Raw genomic sequence first — 17513 nt, forward strand, 5'->3', positions numbered from 1 at the left:
ATCCGTGCGGTCCGAGGCGCCTGCGCATACCCCGGGCCGCGGCCGAACACACCCGGCCGCGCCCGGCGGGCATGCGCCGGCCCGCAACCGGGCCCGCCCGCCGGCGCCGGCGCACGCACCGGACGGCGAGTGGGCACACCCGGCCGGCCTCCCTTACGAACCCCACGTCAGCGCTCCAAGCGATCCAGCGGATTCCCGGAGATCCGCTCGGCCCATCCGCTCCGCATCAGTTCGGCCGCCGCACTCGTCGGCTTCCGCGCGGCCTGATCGCGCGCGGCATGCAGGAAGGCCGGCGCGAACCCGGCCCGCGGCACCGCCGTCAGCAGCGCCGCGGCGAAGTCCGGATCGAAGGAATCCAGTGCCCGCCCGGACACATCCGCCCCCACCGCGATCTGGAGCAGATGACTCTCCGGGTCCACCTCCGCCGGCACCGCGTCGCGCATGTGCAGCACGATGATCTCGGCCAGCCGATCCCGGCGCGACTCCGCCCAGCCCGCCCCCGCCGCGAAGACCCGGGCCAGTTGCGCACCCGCCTCCTCGAACGCGAGCGTGTGGCTGTCGAACGGGGCGGTCAGCGACAGGTCGTGCAACAGCGCCGCGACGTAGAGCAGTTCGGCGTCGAACCCGATCCCTCGGGCCGCCCCCACCGAGGCGGCCCAGAAGTACGACCGTACCGAGTGGTTGCGCAGCCCGATCTCCGCGTATTCCGCACAGACCCCGTACGCGGCCCGCGCCGTCGCCGTATCCGGCGCCTCGACTCCGCCCACCTCGGCGATGAACATGTCCGCTCCCCCACGATCGTCGACCATCCCACCGGAACGCCCGCATCCCGGAACGCCCGCATCATCGCAGCCGACCGCCCGCCCACTCCAGTGGAATGATCTTGTCCTCGCAACGATCCACACCGACCCGGCGACCCGGTCACCATCGCCCCGGCTTGGGGTGACCCGGGGCCGTCCGTCACGCTGTGCTTCGTGTATCCCTTCCAGATCTGGTGGTGAACCCGGCATGACCGACTTGGATCCGGCCATATCCGAGTCGGCCGACCCCGAGCGGGTCGACCGATCGGCGCTTCAGCGGCGGACCGTGCGCATCCTGATCGCCGCGCAGGTGGTCGGCGGCGTGGGGATGGGGTCGGCGCTGACCGTCGGCGGGCTGCTCGCCGAGGACCTGTCCGGATCCAAGAGCTGGTCGGGCCTGGCGACCACCGCGATCACCCTGGGCGCGGCGGTGTTCGCGATCCCGATGTCGCGGGCGGCGACCCGACACGGTCGCCGGGTCGCGCTCACCGCCGGCTGGGGGCTCGCGACGCTCGCGGCCGGCGGGGTGATCCTGGCGGCCGTACTGGAATGGTTCCCGCTGCTGATCGCCGCGCTGCTCGTGTTCGGCGCGGGAACCGCCGCCAACCTCCAGTCCCGGTACGCCGCGACCGACCTCGCCGACGACGCGGGCCGGGCCAAGGCCCTGTCGATCGTGGTGTGGTCGACCACCGTGGGCGCGGTCCTGGGCCCCAACCTGAACGAGCCGGGCGCCGTGATCGGGCGCGCCCTCGGCCTGCCCGAGCTGGCCGGGCCGTTCCTGTTCTCGATCGTGTCGTTCGCCGGCGCGGGCGGCATCCTGTGGGTCGCGCTGCGCCCGGATCCGCTGCTGATCGCCCGCGCCGACCTCGGCGACCGGCAACAGCCGCGCGGTGACCTGCGCGGTGCGCTGACCGTCGTCCGCCGGGCGCCGCGGGCGATGCTCGGGCTGGCCACGGTGGCGTTCGGACACGTGGTGATGGTGTCGGTGATGGCGATGACACCGGTACACATGAAGGACCACGGCACCGCATTGACCCTGGTCGGGCTGACCATCAGCCTGCATATCGCGGGCATGTACGCCCTGTCGCCGGTGGTCGGCTGGGCCGCCGACCGGTTCGGCCGGATCCCGGTGATCCTGGGCGGCCAGTTCGTGCTGCTGCTCGCCGTGCTCGTCGCGGGCACCTCCGGCCACTCCACGTGGCGCACCATGGTCGGCCTGATCCTGCTCGGCTTCGGCTGGTCGTGTTGTCTGGTCGCCGGGTCGGCGCTGCTCGGCGAATCGGTGCCAGCGGGCGAGCGACCGGGGGTGCAGGGCGTGTCGGACCTGCTGATGAACCTGGCCGGTGCGGCGGGCGGCGCGGCCTCCGGGTCGGTCCTGGGCCTGGCCGGCTACGGCGGCCTCAACCTGGTGGCCGGCTTCCTGACCGCCCCGGTCCTGTGTGTCGCGGCCGGCTTCGCGTTGGGTCGGTCCCGGCGCCCGGCCGGCTGAGCCGTCCGAGCCCTCGCCGGCGCGCCGCCCCGGATGGCCCGCCCCGGTCGTGTCCCACCGACGAGCCCCATATGTTTGGACAAAATGTGCCAAATGGTCTCGGGCTTCCTGTCCGAGCCTTCCCGGAAGGGGCAACCATGGTGCAGCGGGTGGTCGTCGTCGGAGCAGGATTCGCCGGGTTCGAGACGGTGCGCAAACTGGAACGAACCCTCGGGCCGCGCGAGGCCGAGATCGTGCTCGTGAGTCCGATGGACTACATGGTCTACCGTCCGCTGCTGCCCCAGGTCGCGGCCGGTGTACTGTCCTCGCGCACCACGGCGGTACCGCTGCATCGGATGTTCAAGCGCACCCACGTCCTGCCCGGCGGCGCGATCGGCGTCGACCTCGCGGCCAAGGTGTGCGTCGTCCGCAAGATCTCCGGCGACATCACCAACGAGCACTACGACAAGCTCGTCCTGGCCCCGGGCAGCGTGACCCGCACCTTCGACATCCCGGGGCTGACCACCTACGGGCACGGCATGAAGAACCTGGCCGAGGCGGTCTACCTGCGCGACCACGTGATCGCCCAGTTGGAGATCGCCAACTCCAGCACCGACCCGGCCGAGCGCGCGTCGCGCTGTCAGTTCATCGTGGTCGGCGGCGGCTACGCGGGCGTGGAGACCGCCGCGTGCCTGGAGATGCTCACCACCAATTCGCTCCGGCACTTCCCGCGCCTGGACCCGGCGCAGGTGCGCTGGATGATCGTGGACGTGGCCCCTCGACTGATGCCCGAACTCGGCGAGAACCTGGGCAAGGCCACCCTGCAGATGCTGGCCAAGCGCGGGGTGGACGTGCGGCTCGGGATCAGCGTGCAGGAGATCACCGAGGACTCGGTGACGCTGACCACCGGCGAGAAGCTCCCCTGCCGGACGCTGGTGTGGACGGCGGGCGTCACCGCGAGCCCGCTGGTGGGCACGATGGGCACCGAACTGGTCCGCGGCCGGCTCGCCGTCGCCGCCGATCTCGCCGTGCCCGGCCACCCGGACGTATTCGCCCTCGGCGACGCCGCGGCCGTGCCCGACCTGGCCAAGGGCGACGGCGCGATCTGCCCGCCCACCGCGCAGTACGCGCACCGGCAGGCCAAGATCGCCGCGGCCAACGTGGTCGCGTCGCTGCGCGGTGGGCGACTGAGCCCGTTCCGGCACAAGGACCTGGGCCTGGTCGTCGACCTCGGCGGCACCCAGGCGGTGGCCCGGCCGCTGGGGTACGAGATGCGCGGCCTGCCCGCCCAGGCGATCACCCGCGGATACCACCTGATGACCGTGCCCTCGATCCGGGCGCGCACCCGGGTGTTGTCCAACTGGGTGCAGCACGCGTTCGCCGGCGACGACCTGGTCCGGCTCGGCTTCATGTCCGATCTGGACGGCCGGATGGGCAACCTGGAGAAGACCGACGCCTACCTGTCCATGAACGAGATCGCCGCCCGCACCGGATCCCGCGCCGCCCACCCGTGAGCACACCGCGGGGGCGCACGACCCGAGCCGGGGGGCGCGCCGCGGGCACCGAAGCGCCGTACCGGGTGCCGACACCCGTTCGGGCGGGTACACGGGGGCCATGAGCGACGAGCGCACGGCGGCCCGCCTGCGGATGGCGCTGGTGGAGCGGCTGCGGCTGACCGGGAGCGTACGCACCGAGGCGGTGGCGAACGCGATGTCGCAGGTGCCGCGCGAACTGTTCACCCCCGGGGCCACCTCGCCGGCCCGCTCCTACGAGGACCGGGTCGTGGTGTTGTCCACCGACGAACGCGGGCTGCCGGACAGCACGGTCAGCCAGCCGGCGATGGTCGCGCTGATGCTCGAACAGCTCGCCGTGCGCCCCGGGATGCGGGTGCTGGAGATCGGTACCGGGAGCGGGTACAACGCGGCCCTGCTGGCTCGGCTGGCCGGTCCCGAGGGCGAGGTGGTCAGCGTCGAGGTGTCCGCCGAGCTGGCGGGCTCCGCCGCACGGCGCCTGGCCGGGCTCGGCACGCACGTGGACGTACGGGCCGGGGACGGCTGGGCCGGGGTCGCGGACCGGGCGCCGTTCGACCGGATCGAGGCCACGGTGGGCGTGCCGGATCTGCCGCCGGCCTGGGTGGAGCAACTCGCGCCGGACGGCGTCCTGGTCGCCCCGATGTGGCTGCGACCGGGCCTGGAGTTGGCGGTCGCGTGGGAGCGGACCGCCGACGCGACGCTGACCAGCGCGTCGGTGGCCCGCTGCGGGTTCCTCCAGCTGCGTGGCCCGCACGCCGGGCCGGGCCGGACCCACGCGCTGACCGGCGACCTCGCGGTGATCGGCGAGAATCTGCCGCCGGCCGCCTTGGACGTGTTGCGCGACCTGCTCGACCACGGCGCGGTGGACGCGGGCCCGGCGCTGGGTCCGGTGGACGTGCGGCTGACCGGATTCGCGTTGGCCGAACCGCGCTCGGTGTTGTTCCTGGGGCATCCGGGCGATGCGATGACGTGGGGCCTGTTCGACCCGGAGCGGCCCGCGCTCGCGGTGCTCGTCCGGGACCGCATCCAGGTCTACGGCGACCGTGACGCGGCGGTCGAGCTGTACTACGGCGTGGCCGGCGCGCCGGTGGTGAACGCCGACCGGCTGCGCCTGGAGGCGGTCCCGGCGGGCACCGCCTTCCCGGACGCGGCGGAACCGGCCGCGCGCACGTGGACGGTGGAGCGGGAGCACTACCGGTACCGGCTGACCGAGACGTGAGCCGGAGGCGCCGCGCGCCTGGGCCCGCGCCCGCGTCGGAACGGGGGCGGGCGGCGGATCGCGGGTGCCCGGCTACTTGGGGGTGCGCAGCAGGCAGAACTCGTTGCCTTCGGGGTCGGTCAGCACGTGCCAGCTCTGCTCGCCCTGGCCGACGTCGGCGGGCTTGGCACCGAGGGCGAGCAGGCGGGCCAATTCGCTCTCCTGGTCCGAGCCGATCGCCGGGCTGACGTCGATGTGCAGCCGGTTCTTGACCGCCTTGCCCTCGGGGACCGGCACGAACAGGATCGTGGGCAGCGACCCGTCGGGCGCGTTCAGCTCGATGTCCTCACCCTGCACGGTGAGGTCCCAGTCGAGCACTCGACGCCAGAATTCGGCGAGGGTGGGCACGTCGTTCGCGTCGACGACGAGTTCGGAGAACACAGCGGGCATGACGGCACCTCGGTACGGAGTGGACGGCGGAAGCGGGGCCGGTGCGGATCGCTCACTGGGGCGGCAGTGCCCGGACCACCTGCCCGAATCGCGCGGACCCGGTCAGTGTGGCGTGCTCCGGCCCCTGCCAGTTGACTTCGAGTTCCTCCAGGATGCCCTCGTGCCACCAGAACATCCCGGTGGACAGGGCCTGCTGGTCCCGGGTCAGCCCCTGGGCGGTCTTCAGCACGAAGCCGGCCATGCCCACGGTGCGCTGCGAGGTCAGCGGCAGCGCGAGCAGGCAGTTGTCCACCGGCAGCGACACCAGCGCACCCGCCCGCAGCGGGTCCCCGATCGCCTCGCCGAGCCGGAACAGCTGGGCGGAGCCGGGCCAGCCCTGGCCGAGCAGCGAATGCAGCGTGCTGCCGGTGGAGATGTCCATCGGCGTGCCGCCGTAGCGTTCCATCCGCAGGTTCGTCGCGGCCTGGAGCCAGACGTCCTCCACCGCCATCCCCCAGTGCTGCACCATCGGCGTCTCGACCGTGACGGCGGCGCCGTCCGGACCCTTGACGCACGCCACGGCGACGATCTCGCCGCGATCGCCCAGCGGCCACACCATGCCCTGCATGCCCAGGTGCGGGCCGGGTCGGCTGATGATCAGTCGCAGATCCTGGCGGATGCGATCCGGCGGCGCGCTCATCAGGACGCCGCGCACGTCCTGCCCCCAGGCGGCGTTCTGCTGGTTGCGGGACTGGCGACGAAACAACGCCACGGAAGGCTCCTCGTACGGGGTGGCGGGCGGGCCTGACAAGTCATAGTCAACACCCCCCGGCCGGCGCAACATCACCCCGGCGGGCCGAACCGGCGCGATCGCGGCCGGAGTCGGTCCGCCGCGCCGCGCTTCACGCCTGGCGGGTCGGGAGGATCACGATCTGGCGCAGGTTGACGTGGCGCGGCCGGGTTGCCGCGTATGCCACCAGGTCGGCCACGTCGCTCGCGGCCAGGCTGCCGATCGCATCGAACATGGCGCCCAGTTGGCCCGATTCACCCAGGTCAACGTTGTCGATGTGCGAGCCGAGTTCGGTGTCGGTCAGGCCCGGCTCGATGTTGGTGACCCGCACGTCGCGCGGGCCCAGTTCGCTGCGCAGGGACGCGGACAGGTGGGTGAGCGCGGCCTTGGTCGCGCCGTACACCGCGTAGTTCGGGAAGGTCACGTGGGCGCCGATCGAGGAGATGTCCACCAGGTCGGCGGCCCGCCCGTCCGCGGCGGCGGCCACCAGGTCGGCGGTGAACGCGCGGATGATCCGCAGCGCGCCGGTGACGTTGGTGTCGATCATCCGGGTCCACTCGTCGATCCGGCCGTCGTCGAGCGGGTTGGGCAGCATCACCCCGGCCGAGTTGACGACCAGGTCGACCCGGCCGAACTCGGCCCGGATCCGGGCCGCGCCGGCGTCCACCGAATCCTGATCGGTGACGTCGACCGCGACGGCCAGGGCGGTGCCGCCGGCCGCGGTGATCTCGGCGGCCAGGTCCTTGAGCCGGTCCTCGCGGCGGGCGAGCAGCGCGACGTGCGCGCCGTGGGCGGCGAGCAGCCGGGCGGTCTCGGCGCCCATACCGCTGGCGGCTCCGGTGACGACGGCGATCCGACCGGCAAGCGCGGTGTAGCTCATGGGAAGACTCCGGTTGGAAGCGGTGGGCGAGGCGTGTTCCCCGCCGACCCGGCCAACCTTGCCCGCGCCCGCGACGCACACCCAGAGCCCACGTTTTCCTGGGTCTGCCCGTACCACCCTCGGGACCGGTCGGCGGGGGAAAGCGCGGGTGGGGCGCGGTGCCGGGCACGGTATTAGAGTCCGGGCATGAGCAATGCGTCGTTCGAACAACTGGGTGACTTCCTCCGCGCGTGTCGGGCCCGGGTCGGGCCCGAGGAGGTCGGGTTGCCGGTGTTCGGGCGCAAGCGTCGGGTGGCCGGGTTGCGGCGCGAGGAGGTCGCGCAGCTCGCGGGCGTGAGCGTGGACTACTACGTGCGGCTGGAGCAGGGCCGGGGACAGCACGTCTCGGACGCCGTGCTGGATGCGATCGGGCGCGTGCTGCGGCTGGATCCGACCGAGTACGAGCACATGTGGGATCTGGCCCGGCCGACCCGGGCGAGCGCGCGGCGGGTCGCCCCGTCGACGGCCCGGCCGGGGGTACAGGTGCTCCTGGACCGGATCGACGCGCCCGCGTTCGTCCTCGGCCCGTGCATGGACGTGCGGGCCTGGAACGCGGCCGCCGACGCGATGATGGGGCTGAGCGCGATGGCGCCGCACGAGCGCAACATGGCGCGGCACACGTTCCTGTCGCCGGACGCGGGTCGGTTCTATCCGGACTGGGAACAGGTCGCGGCCGACACGGTCGCGTTCCTGCGCCTGGAGGCCGCGCGGCACACCGCGGATGCGCGGATGGCCGCCCTCGTCGAGGAGTTGTCGGCCGGCAACCCGCGCTTTCGACCGCTGTGGGACGCCCACCAGGTGGCCGAGAAGACCCACGGCACCAAGCGCCTGCGCACCGCCGACGGCGGCGTGCTGGACACCGCCTACGAGAGCCTGTCCTTTCCCGGCGACCCCGACCTGCTCCTGATCGTCTACACCACCGCACCCCGCACCACGCACACCGCCGCCGAGTTGTCCGTGACGGCCGACCGGCCCTGAACCCGGGCGACGCCGCACCGGCACTAGCCGCTCAGCTCGCGCTCCAGGGGCACCCGGAAGCGGGGGGTCACACACGTGCCGGCCAACCACGAGGTGTGTCGGGCGGCTTCGGCCTCGATGGCCTTGTTCGCCTCGGGTGGGAGGTCGACCAGTGCCTGCCAGACCACCTCTCCGTCCGCCCGGGTGGCCCACCCGCCGACGACGCGGCCGTTCCACCACACGGTCGGGCCGATGTTGCCCATCCGGTCGAACAGGCGCTCGCGCAGGTCGGGCGTGATGTACCAGTCCCGCTCCTTCCAACCCATCGGCGTGGCGTCCAGCGCGGGCAGCAGCGCCGCCCACGGCTCCGGCGTCGGGCCCGGCTCCTCGTCGCCGGGCAGCACGTAGCCGACGCTCCCGTCGTCCAACGCGACCTCCACCGCACGCACCGCCGCGAGTGCGTGGCGGGTGTCGGCCACCGTCCAGCCGGTCCACCATTTGAGGTCGTCCGACGTGCCGGGCCCGAACGCGGCCAGCCACCCGCGCACCAGTTCGGCCTTGGCCTCGGTCCGGCCGATCTCCGGCAGCGGCGGAGCGATGGTGTACCGGAACCGGCTGGACAACCACGAACCCTGCGGCCTGGCCCGGACGATCCGGCCCTCGCACGAGAGGGTGAACAGCAGCCGCGTGGACACCCCCTGGTTCGCCTCGTACGGCTTGCCGATCGCGACCCGGATCTGGGTGCGCAACTGCGGTACCACCTCGCCCAGTTGCATCGCCGTCGCCTCGCCCAACTCGGTCAGCGCGGCCACGGTGGCGGTCTCGACCTCGTCCAGCCACGCCTCGTCGTAACCGCCCGAAGCCAGGAACTGGAGCATCACCCGGCGCTGCGTGATCGCGACCGCGTCGGTGCTGGAGCGCTGGACCACGTGCACGATCTCGCGCGGCACCACGTAGACGGTGCGGCGCATGCCGGGCATCCGGACCAGCGACTTGTCGTCGTAGAGCGCACGTTCGACCTCGGCCGACGACGGTTCGGCCAGGCGCGCGCAGGTGGACACGTACACCGTGGCGGGGTCGGTGGCGTGCAGCAGGAGCACGGCGCGGGCCGCGTCCTCCGCGTTCGCGGCCCGTGCGCCCGGCGCCAGGCGATGCCGAATGCCCAAACGCGCTCGTCGTTCATCGTCGCTGATCCGTGGCAACGCAGAGGTCATGAGCCGACCATAGGGGTCGGATGCGACATGTGGCCGGGAATCATACGGCGCGGCGATTCCGGATCGCTTTACCGTGACGGGGTCGGTACACGGAAGAATCGAGTACCGATCGGCACGTACCGAGTTCCCCGTACCACCGCACGTCCGTGTGAAGGAGTCACCATGCCGTCTGCGGGATCGTCCCGGTTCGATTGGCGTCGAATGACGCTCGCCCGTAGAGCGGCGAGCGCGGGTGGTCCGCGCCCGCCGAGGACCGGGAACGGTCTGGTGATCGGGGCGGTGATCGTCGGCGCGATCGTGATCCTGGCGTGGTGGTTGTTGTCCTCCGGGGGCAGTGACAACGGCAAGAAGTCGGCCGCGGCGACCGCGCTGCCCAATGCCTCCGGGGCGGCGAATCCGTCCGCGCGGCCGAGTGGGTCGTCGGTGCCCTCGCCCACCTCGACGGTCAAGCTGGCGGTCATCGCACGCCAGGCGATCGGCCTGGAGATACGCGAGAAGCCGGGCGGGGGCAAGACCGTCGCCGAGGTGAGCGCGGGCACCCGACTGACCGCGACCTGCCGGGCCAAGGGTGCGAACGTGTACGGCTGGCGCGGCGGCAAGAGCGACCAGTGGGTACTCGTGACCACCGGCCAGGGCGTCGGCTACGCGCCCGAGGCCTGGTTGGAGACCACCGGCTCGGCGAAGGATCTGCTGCCCGTCTGCTGACTCGCGGGCGCCGGCCCGGGCCGCCGGGCGGCCCGGGTGAACCGGGTGGACCGGGTGAACCGGGTGAACCGGGTGAACCGGGTGAACCGGGTGGACCGGGCCGCCCGGCGGCCCCGCGCCCGCTCGCGGCCGATCAGCCACGGGCTCAGGGGGGTCCGTGCGACCAGCCAGGCGAATCCGGCGGATGCGAGCGCGACCACGGCCGCCAGTACGGCGGTGTCGACGGCGGGGGCCCACGGCAACGCGGCGACGAACCCGTTCAGTTCCAGCAGCCGCAGGATCATCGGGTGGGCGAGGTAGACGCCGAAGGCCAGTTGCGCTCCGCGTGCGGCGGCGCGCCGACCCGGGATCGGCGTCCGGGCGCGTTCCCAGCGGGTGGCCACGGCGTACAGCGCGAGCACCGCGACCGGCCCCCACAGCAGACTCACCGGCTGGGTGGCGATCGACGCGGTCGCGGTGTCCCGGCCCGCGGCCACGGTGTGCCGGTACCACGCGTAGGTCAGTGCGAGCATCGCGAGCGTGCCCACGCAGATGGTCCGGGTGTGGCCCAGGACCCAGGCGTGGAAGGCGTCCAGGTGTACCGCGACGAGCGCGCCGGCCAGCACGAAGAAGCCGTAGGTGGGCAGCAGCATGCCGCCGTGGATGCGATACCACTCCAGCGGTCCGCTCAGCGGCGTCTCGTGGAACAGCACCACCAGCGCGGCGAGTTGCCCGATGCCGGCGACCGCGAGCAGCAGCAGGTGCCGTCCGGCGCAGGCCCGGACCAGCTTGAGCAGGAGCGGGAGCAGGACGGCGATCTGGAGCGAAACGAGCAGGAAGTACAGGTGGTACCAGGAGCCGCCCCAGACGATGCCGCCGCGCAGATCGGTCAGCGCGCCGGGCAGGTCGTGCCGGATCCGCGTGTGGTCGCCCAGCACCCAGTAGGCGGTGGACCACAGCAGATACGGCACGCCCAGGAGCTTGAAGCGCTTGCCGAGGAAGGCGCCGACCCGCAGCGGGCGACCGTAGGCGCTGTGGAAGAGCACGAACGTGCTGACGAAGAAGAACACCGCGCGCGTGGCGTGCAGGACGAGTTGGGTGAACGCGGGGCCCTCGCCCGGGAACGGGTAGGTGACGCCGATGACGTGCACCACGATCACGCACAGGAAGGCGATGTCACGGATCAGGTCGATCCGGTGCAGGTGCGGCCGGCGGCCGGCGGCGTGCGGGCCGGTCGTGGTCGGGCCGGTCGTGGTCGGGCCGGTCGTGGGTTTCGGCGCCCGGGTCGGGCGGCGTCCGCGGGTCCGCCTGTCGTCGAAGGAGATGGCCATCAACAAGCGCCTGCCCCGAACTCGGCGATCACCTCGCCGCGGGCCCGCCGATTTCGCCGGGGCGCGGCCGGCGGTCGCGCCCGCCGTGCGGGGTGCGAGCCGGATCGAACCGCAGGACGCGGGGTGCCACAACGCGGAAAGTCCATGTAGGCAGCATGGACGTGCTACATGAGTGAATGATTAAAGCCGCCCCGAAGCACCCTTGACGTTGTGTCAGGTTCGGGCAAAGTCCGCCGACGCGCGGAGAACGCGCGTCGGCGGCGGGATCACCGGGAAAGGCAAGGGGTCGATGCGAGTCGCACGCGGTCGGCCCGTCGTCGGGTCGCCGTCGGCCTCGGCGGGAGCCCGGCCGCGGCGGGCACGGGTTGGCGGCCGCTCACCCGCCCGGCTGGGGATCCGGGACGAACACGGCGCGGTCCCGGTGGAAGGTCATGGTGCCGGCGGTCGAGCCGTCCCAGCCCAGTCCGCCGGGTTCGTAGCGTTTGCTGACGGTGGCCCACCACAGGTTGGAGGTCATCACGTGACCGACCTCGTCGAGGTAGGCCCGCATCCCCGGTTCGCCGCCGTGCGGGCCGGCCAGGATGCGGTCGCGCAGGTCGAGGAACTTGCGCTCGGTGGCGTCGATCAGCCCGCAAATCTTGTTCATCGCGCCTTCGAGGTCGAGCCCCTCGGCCTCGCCGAGGTAGTAGACCAGGTTCACCCGGTCGTCCATGACCAGTTCCTTGCGGTACGAGACCAGATCGTTGATCAGCGTGTATCCGTCTATCGCGGTGTCGTGGAGGGCCACCATCTCGGCGGTGCGAAACGCCTCCTGGGACAGTGCCACACCCGGCACGCCCTCCTCGGCGAAGCCGAACAACCAGCGCACGCCCAGACTGTGCCGACGGTCGTCCATGTACGTGTCGTAGTCGGATATCCCGGCGTCGCGCCAACTCTCCAGCTCGGTGGTGAAGCCGTGGGCGAAGTCCTCCATGTAGGACACGAAACGAATCCAGCGGGCGGGCGGCATGCGTTCGCGCAACCAGGAGAAGTCCTCGCGCAGCGGGGTGGAGCCGTCCCCCCAGCCGAGCAGGTCGGACATGAAGCGGCCGAAGACGTTGCGGGTGGCGAACGAACTGCCTCCCAGGCCCGCCTTGTCCACCAGGCTGTTCTCGATGCCGATCAGGTAGTTCATCACCTTGGCTGTGGTCAGGGCGAGTTCGTAGTCGGCGTGCGGAACGGACAACGACACCAGCAGCGTTCCGTCCACGTTCTTGTCGATCCGAGCGGCGTCGCCGGCGTAGGCGAAGCCCAGGTGCCGGTGCGCCCACCAGCGGGATTCGCGCATCAGCCGGTCGGTCTCGGGATGGAACGTCATCGGCAACAGGTTCGCGAGCTTCGGCAGATGGAAGCTGATCGGGAGGTCGACGACGGTGGGTGTGCTCACGCCGGGCTCCTTTCGCCGGTCTGCGTCGGAGTGTTCCTGCCCCCGCCGCGCAATCCGGCGGTGCCGGGCGCGGGAGCGCGCAGAGTCGTGGGTTGCGCCGCCGACACGCCTCGGCCCCGCGGGGTACCCGAACGACGATGCGCGCGCAGGGCCAGTCGATTGCCGAGGTGCCCCAGGGCCAGCAGGGTGAAGTGGTCGGCCAGACAAGGGATCACGTACAGGAAGGGTCTGGTGCCGAGCATGTCCGGTACCGACTCGATCCCGCCGTCGCCGCGTTGTGCGGCCAGCAGGTGCTCGACGCCGCGCGCCACCGGGCGCGGGTCGCTCTGCCGACACAACGCGATCAGGGCGTAGGCGGTGCTGATCGCGTCGCTGGGGTCGCCGGGTTGCTGGCCCCAGCCGCCGTCCGGGTTCTGCCCCTCGCGGATGGCGACGAGCGCCCGCTTGACGGTGGCCCGGTAGGCGTCCGGGCCGCAGGCGTCGATGGCCAGCAGGGCGCGGAAGATCGAGTGGTAGCGGCTGCGGCTCCAGTCCGGTTCGAAGGTGCCGTCGGGGTGTTGCGCGGCGGCCAGGAACCGGCGCCCGGCGGTGATCCGTTGCACGTGTCGTGACGCGCGTACGCTCAGCGCGTTGACCGCGGCGGCGGTCATGCACGCCTCCGACGGCGCACCGGTGATGTACGTGGGGAATCCGCCGTCCGGACCCTGATAGGACCACAACGCGCGCAGGCCGAAGTCGATGGTGCGCCGGTAGCGCACCGGGTCGGTGGCGTGCAGGAACTCGATCGCCACCGAGGTGTCGTCCACGTCGGCGAGCGCCGCCGCGTCGGTGTACGACCAACCGCCGTCCGGCCGTTGGCCCGCCGCGAGGTGGTCACCGATCCGCCGGCGAACCTCGTACGGCGCACCGGAGGCATCCAGCGCGACGCCCGCGGTGACCGCACACCACGTGTCGGTGTCGGTCACGAACGGCACTCCGCCGTCGGCACGTTGGTGGGCCAGTGCCTTGGCCACGCCGTTGACGAGCAGCGCATCCAGATGCGGCCGGTCGGCGAGCGCGTGCAGCACCAGCAGGTGCACCAGGATGTTGCCCTCCCAGACCCCCGGGCCCTGCTGGGTGTCCACGAGCAGGCGCAGTTCGGCCGGGGCGATCTCGTCCGCGTGACCGGTGAGGTCGGCGAGCGCGACCTTGAGCGCGACGGTCTGCACGTGCGCCCACGGGTGCAGGTTGCCGGTTTCGAACGCGTTCGGGTCGAACGGCCGGCGGGCGGCCCGGCGCGGTGGGCCGAGCAGGGACAGCACGGTTTCCAGCATGACCCGCTTGCGGGCGTTGAGAAATGCCGGTGCCCGGCGCAGAAATCGGTCGAGCAGGTCGCCCGCGCCGTGTTCGGAGGTGTCGCCGACGTGGCGTAAAGCAATCGTTGCGAGCAACCGGTCCAGGGGTTCGGCGCCGGCCAGGCAATCGGTCAGGAAACCGGCGACCCGGCGGTGGTGATCGGCTTCGATACCGGTGCGCTCCAGAAGGCGCAGCAACAGTGCCGATTCGAGCACACGGCTGCGGCACGGACCGCGCACCGCGCCGTCGGGACCAACCGAGTCGGCGACCCGTCGACGCAGCCGGGCGGTGGCCACCGGGAGTTCGGGGACGAACAATTCCGCAGGCCACCCCGGCAGTCGGGTCTCTCGCACGCGCATCGGTCAGCGCCTCCCCCACACGTCCTGTCGCAAGCTGTGCCGTCGTGTCCGGTGTACCCGGGTATGGCGCCGAGCGGAGAAGGGGTGCTGCGGTTGGGGTACCCGGCGCGGAATGCACGCCCCGGCGGGTGGACGACGCCCATCGCCCGAACCGGGTGTGTTCTCAACACGAAATCACCCGAAGGCGTGAATGCGGAAGCCTGTACTCGTTTGTTGTCTCAATTGGTGAGTTATCGCCATCAAATGTGCTGGAAATGAACGGCTATGGACGGCACTTCAGTCCGCCGGAAGCAGCCCTTCGAGCCCGGGCGCGGTCCTGGTGGGCACGAATTCGACAACGTCGTACGTCGCCACGCCCTCGCGGCGGAACGGGTCCTCCGCAAGCACGGCGTCGAGCGCGGCCCGATCCGTGGCACGCGCCAGGATCACTCCACCGGTACGGGGCACCCGACGGCCGGAGGTCAGCAACGTGCCGGTCGCGTAATGCCGGTCGAGCCATTCGAGGTGCCCGGGCAGCAACGCGTCGATGTCCTCGAGGGGGGCGACGTAGGTCAACGTGATCACGAACATGTCCCCGATCGTAGGACGTGCCGCGGCCGGGCGAGGGCGGGTCGTCCGCATGCGGCACGAATCACGCTCGGGCGGCGCCCCGACCGTCCGCGTTCGCGAAGGGCGATCCGCTCCCACACTCGATGCCGGCGGCACCGTGGAACCCCCGTAGCGCCACGGATTCGGAGCCCCATCGTGCGGATTAGTCTCATGATCACCACAGGCCGGAAGGGACACGCCGATGAACACCGAAGCCACGACCGCGACCGTCGCCGAGACCGAGACCGACGCCGAACTCGCCGGGCAGCCCGTCGGCTACTGGACCGGGCTCGCGCACCGTGAGGTGATCGCCTACATCCGCAGCCGGCAGGCCGAGCTCGGCCTCACCCAGCCGCAGTTCTGGCTGCTGCGGCACCTCTCCACCGACGACCTCTCGCCCGACGGCGAGCCGCGCTCCGTGGCCGACCTCACCGCGGCCATGAGCGAGTACCTGCTGCCCGGCGACGACCTCGCCGCCGAGTCGGCCGCGCTCGTCGCCCGCGGTTGGCTCGCCGAGACGCCGGACCACCTGCTGGCGGCGACCCCGGAGGGGGAAGCGGCCCGGCTGCGGGTCAAGGCGATCGGCCCCTCGGTGCGCGCCCACATCCACGACGGCATCTCGGACGCGGACTACGCCACCACCGTGCGCGTCCTGCGACGCATGATCGCGAACGTCGCCGGCCCCGCGGCGGACCGGTAGCCCGCGGCGAACGGTAGCCTTCGCGGGGAAATGCCTTGTTCGAGCCGGGTCGGGTGGGCCATTCTCGGCGCATGATCACTCCCGAGACCAAGAGCTGGACGTGGGTCCTCGAGTCGGCCTGTCCCGACTGCGGCCTGGACACCCCGGCCGTCCCGCGCGCCCGAGTCCCCGCCCTGACCCGCGCGAACGCCGCCGCATGGCACGAGCTGCTCGTCTCCGGCGGCGACGAACTGCGCGTCCGGCCGAACCCGGGCACCTGGTCTCCGACCGAGTACGCGTGCCATGTCCGCGACGTCTTCGTCCTGTTCGACGAGCGCCTGCGGCTGATGCTGACGCAGGACGGCCCGGACTTCGCGAACTGGGACCAGGACGCGACGGCCGTCGAGTCGCGCTACGCCGAGCAGGACCCGATCCGGGTCGCGGCCGACCTCGCGACGGCCGGCGCCACGCTGGCCGACGCGTTCGCGGCGGTCGCCGAGGACCAGTGGACCCGCACCGGCAACCGCAGCGACGGCACGACCTTCACCGTCGAGTCCTTCGCGCGCTACTTCATCCACGACCCGATCCACCACCTGTGGGACGTCACCGGCATCCGCGCCGACTGACCCCGCTGCGCCCGCCGCCGACCCGACGGGTGGTGGGCGGCGGGCGCGGGGGTGGCCGGATGGGCCACCGAGCCCGAGTCGGCCGAGCCGAACAGGGCATGGCCGCATGGCGGACGAGCAACACGAATGCGAAGCACCGGACCGAACCCCGCCCGCGTGCCGGACGGACAACACGTGCCGACTCTTACCGGGTCCGACTCACCGCCCGACGGGATCGGCGACGTCGGATCCGGGAGGTCGGCGGCCGGGGTGCGCGCGCTGTAGGTGATCACCGGCGGGCGGGTGAGCAAGAACAGCCGGTAGGGGGCGAGTTCCTGCTGCCGCTCGGCGACCCGGCGCGCCATGTCGATCTGCGCCGTCGGGTATGCCACCGCGCCCAGGTCGACCCGCACCGGCGCGGTCGGGGTCGTGGCCTGTCCGGGCAGCGCGCCGACCTCCTATACCGCCGCCGAGCCGTCGGCCCGGCGCCAGCGCATCGCGGTGGCGAAGGACAGGTCGACGAAGTCCGCGCCCGGGAAGACCGCGCCGTAGCGGGCCCGATACTGCGCGCGGGTCAGGTATTGGTCCGACATCAGGTGGTCCAGCCATGCCGCGCCGGTGCGGAAGCGGTACAACCACCAGGCGTCCCGGGCGCGCATGTGACGAAGGTCGCGGGCCAGTTCGCGGGCGGCACCGGCGATGTACTGCCGGCGCGTCGCGGCGGGCACGGTGGCCACGTTGTCGACCAGGACGATCTCGCCGCCGGGTCGGACCAGCGACTTCAGGTGCGCCAACGCCGCGCCCAGGTCCGGGAGGTGGTGCAGGGTGCCCATGCTCAGCACCAGGTCGAAGCCCTCGCCGTCGTGTACGTCGGTCAGCGAGGCCACCTCGTAGCGGATCCGCTCGTGCGGGCGGCGCACCCGGGCGACCTCGATCAGTGGCGCGCTCACGTCCGCGGCCAGCACGTCGGTGTAGGAGCCGGCCAGGGCCAGTGCGTGGCGGCCGGAGCCACAGCCGGCGTCCAACGCACGGTCACCGGTCAGTTGCAGCCCGGCCAGCCACTCGCCCAGGGGGTCGCACAGTCCCGCATAGCGGTCGTAGTCGCCCGCGAAGGCGTCGAAGAGCCGCGGATCGGCCTTGAGCGGTTTCATTGACTTGGTCAAGAATGGCTTGCGTGTCCCGAACCACGTGCGGGTCCC

17 protein-coding genes are annotated in these 17513 nt (G+C 72.0%); 7 read left to right on the plus strand and 10 right to left on the minus strand.

Features of this window, described 5'->3' with window-relative positions; all coding sequences use genetic code 11:
• Positions 1 to 167 precede the first annotated feature (167 nt).
• Entirely contained in the window at positions 168 to 782 is a 615-nt protein-coding gene (locus ACFZBU_RS25560; RefSeq protein WP_391585975.1) for an HD domain-containing protein, read from the minus strand.
• A 226-nt stretch (positions 783 to 1008) separates the two neighbouring features.
• Here ACFZBU_RS25560 and ACFZBU_RS25565 point away from each other — a divergent pair, with 226 nt between their 5' ends.
• The 3 genes from ACFZBU_RS25565 (at position 1009) to ACFZBU_RS25575 (ending at position 5019) form a co-directional block, all read left to right on the plus strand.
• The gene (locus ACFZBU_RS25565; RefSeq protein ID WP_391585976.1) at positions 1009 to 2289 is read left to right on the plus strand and encodes an MFS transporter; all 1281 of its coding nucleotides are present in this window, start codon (positions 1009 to 1011) and stop codon (positions 2287 to 2289) included.
• Between the two features lie 137 nt (positions 2290 to 2426).
• Positions 2427 to 3782, plus strand: coding sequence for an NAD(P)/FAD-dependent oxidoreductase (locus ACFZBU_RS25570; protein ID WP_391585977.1), 1356 nt, complete (start codon positions 2427 to 2429; stop codon positions 3780 to 3782).
• Positions 3783 to 3882: 100 nt separating this feature from the next.
• Complete coding sequence (locus tag ACFZBU_RS25575) at positions 3883 to 5019, plus strand: protein-L-isoaspartate O-methyltransferase (protein WP_391585978.1); 1137 nt, start codon at positions 3883 to 3885, stop codon at positions 5017 to 5019.
• 72 nt (positions 5020 to 5091) lie between these two features.
• On the opposite strand, the gene ACFZBU_RS25580 is transcribed toward ACFZBU_RS25575, so the two are convergent.
• The 3 genes from ACFZBU_RS25580 to ACFZBU_RS25590 all read right to left on the minus strand — a co-directional run bounded on the left by ACFZBU_RS25580 (position 5092) and on the right by ACFZBU_RS25590 (position 7097).
• The gene (locus tag ACFZBU_RS25580) at positions 5092 to 5448 is read right to left on the minus strand and encodes a VOC family protein (protein ID WP_391585979.1); all 357 of its coding nucleotides are present in this window, start codon (positions 5446 to 5448) and stop codon (positions 5092 to 5094) included.
• Positions 5449 to 5500: 52 nt separating this feature from the next.
• A complete protein-coding gene (locus ACFZBU_RS25585) occupies positions 5501 to 6199 on the minus strand; it encodes a hypothetical protein (RefSeq protein ID WP_391585980.1) in 699 nt (232 codons plus the stop codon).
• 130 nt (positions 6200 to 6329) lie between these two features.
• Positions 6330 to 7097: an SDR family oxidoreductase gene (locus tag ACFZBU_RS25590; protein WP_391585981.1), complete on the minus strand. Its 768-nt coding sequence runs from the start codon at positions 7095 to 7097 to the stop codon at positions 6330 to 6332.
• A 186-nt stretch (positions 7098 to 7283) separates the two neighbouring features.
• Between ACFZBU_RS25590 and ACFZBU_RS25595 the strand changes: the two genes are divergently transcribed.
• Entirely contained in the window at positions 7284 to 8114 is an 831-nt protein-coding gene (locus ACFZBU_RS25595; protein WP_391585982.1) for a helix-turn-helix transcriptional regulator, read from the plus strand.
• 23 nt (positions 8115 to 8137) lie between these two features.
• On the opposite strand, the gene ACFZBU_RS25600 is transcribed toward ACFZBU_RS25595, so the two are convergent.
• Positions 8138 to 9307, minus strand: a complete 1170-nt coding sequence (locus ACFZBU_RS25600; protein WP_391585983.1) for a winged helix DNA-binding domain-containing protein — start codon at positions 9305 to 9307, stop codon at positions 8138 to 8140.
• Between the two features lie 162 nt (positions 9308 to 9469).
• Here ACFZBU_RS25600 and ACFZBU_RS25605 point away from each other — a divergent pair, with 162 nt between their 5' ends.
• A complete protein-coding gene (locus ACFZBU_RS25605) occupies positions 9470 to 10012 on the plus strand; it encodes a hypothetical protein (protein WP_391585984.1) in 543 nt (180 codons plus the stop codon).
• Here the strand turns inward: ACFZBU_RS25605 and ACFZBU_RS25610 are convergent.
• From ACFZBU_RS25610 to ACFZBU_RS25625, 4 genes are all read right to left on the minus strand, one after another.
• A complete protein-coding gene (locus ACFZBU_RS25610) occupies positions 9949 to 11322 on the minus strand; it encodes an acyltransferase (RefSeq protein ID WP_391585985.1) in 1374 nt (457 codons plus the stop codon). The two genes, ACFZBU_RS25605 and ACFZBU_RS25610, sit on opposite strands and share 64 nt — an antisense overlap.
• 376 nt (positions 11323 to 11698) lie before the next feature.
• The gene (locus ACFZBU_RS25615; protein WP_391585986.1) at positions 11699 to 12748 is read right to left on the minus strand and encodes a hypothetical protein; all 1050 of its coding nucleotides are present in this window, start codon (positions 12746 to 12748) and stop codon (positions 11699 to 11701) included.
• Positions 12745 to 14442 carry a prenyltransferase/squalene oxidase repeat-containing protein gene (locus ACFZBU_RS25620; protein ID WP_391585987.1) on the minus strand — a complete coding sequence of 566 codons (1698 nt, stop codon included), beginning with the start codon at positions 14440 to 14442 and terminating at the stop codon, positions 12745 to 12747. Before ACFZBU_RS25620 ends, ACFZBU_RS25615 begins: the two co-directional genes overlap by 4 nt.
• A gap of 276 nt (positions 14443 to 14718) precedes the next feature.
• On the minus strand, positions 14719 to 15012 hold the full coding sequence (locus ACFZBU_RS25625) for a YciI family protein (protein ID WP_391585988.1): 294 nt from the start codon (positions 15010 to 15012) through the stop codon (positions 14719 to 14721).
• Positions 15013 to 15232: 220 nt separating this feature from the next.
• Between ACFZBU_RS25625 and ACFZBU_RS25630 the strand changes: the two genes are divergently transcribed.
• On the plus strand, positions 15233 to 15730 hold the full coding sequence (locus ACFZBU_RS25630) for a MarR family winged helix-turn-helix transcriptional regulator (protein ID WP_391585989.1): 498 nt from the start codon (positions 15233 to 15235) through the stop codon (positions 15728 to 15730).
• 71 nt (positions 15731 to 15801) lie between these two features.
• Positions 15802 to 16335, plus strand: coding sequence for a DinB family protein (locus tag ACFZBU_RS25635; protein ID WP_391585990.1), 534 nt, complete (start codon positions 15802 to 15804; stop codon positions 16333 to 16335).
• Positions 16336 to 16772: 437 nt separating this feature from the next.
• On the opposite strand, the gene ACFZBU_RS25640 is transcribed toward ACFZBU_RS25635, so the two are convergent.
• A complete protein-coding gene (locus ACFZBU_RS25640; protein ID WP_391585991.1) occupies positions 16773 to 17477 on the minus strand; it encodes a class I SAM-dependent methyltransferase in 705 nt (234 codons plus the stop codon).
• Between the last annotated feature and the right edge of the window lie 36 nt (positions 17478 to 17513).

The sequence above is a fragment of the Embleya sp. NPDC008237 genome (genome assembly GCF_042956465.1).
Taxonomy (GTDB): Bacteria; Actinomycetota; Actinomycetes; order Streptomycetales; family Streptomycetaceae; genus Embleya.